We start from the raw sequence: 733 nt of genomic DNA, 5'->3' as shown, positions 1-733 counted from the left end.
CCAGTGGCAGCAGCTATGGCAACGCCATTGATGGCGACATGGCGAGCTACTGGCAACCGGGCTCCAGCAGTGATGAACGGATCGGTGTGAAAAACATCGGCAGCAGTTTCAATACTGTCATCATTCGTGAGCTGAACGGTGCCACGACGGGCTGGCGTCTTGAAGACCACGACACCGGTGAGGTGTTTGCCAGTGGTTCAACGCTTGGCTCCGAGCGGATCATTTCCGGATTTGGTGACCAGAGCCTGTATAAAATCAATCTGGTGATCGAGAGCGCGAGTGGCGCACCGCAGATTGCGGAGTTCGAAGTGTACAGCGCAACGGACAGCGGAAGCTCCAGTTCATCGTCTTCGAGTTCGTCGACATCACCAAGTAGCTCCTCCTCGGAGTCGTCCAGTTCCGAAAGCAACAGCTCGGATACGTCTTCCGATAGTTCATCCTCCGAAAGCAGCAGCTCCTCTGAAAGCTCCTCCAGCAGTTCTTCGAGTTCCCAGCCCGGCACACCGGGTGAAGTGCTGTCCTGTGAACAGGCCAACACCGTTCAGGGTTTTGCGTCCCTGGGCGCCGGCACGACCGGTGGTCAGGGCGGGGATGAAGTGACGGTGAGCACCGGCTCCGAGCTGGCCGCGGCACTCAGTAACAAAGGCGGCGCCCCGTTGACCATCTACGTCGATGGCACCATTACCCCGGACAATTCCAACGTGACCAAATTCGATATCAAGGACATGAACGA

The 733-nt window shown here is 57.4% G+C and carries 1 pseudogene; it reads left to right on the top strand.

Annotated features, from left to right (window positions below):
* Positions 1-733 (top strand): annotated as a pseudogene (locus B3520_RS03555) (hypothetical protein); the annotation flags it as partial.

The sequence above is a fragment of the Marinimicrobium sp. UBA4509 genome, assembly GCF_002388575.1.
Taxonomy (GTDB): domain Bacteria; phylum Pseudomonadota; class Gammaproteobacteria; order Pseudomonadales; family Cellvibrionaceae; genus Marinimicrobium; species Marinimicrobium koreense.
The sequence above is the reverse complement of the archived record's forward strand: the minus strand, read 5'-3'. Positions and strand labels throughout refer to the sequence as shown.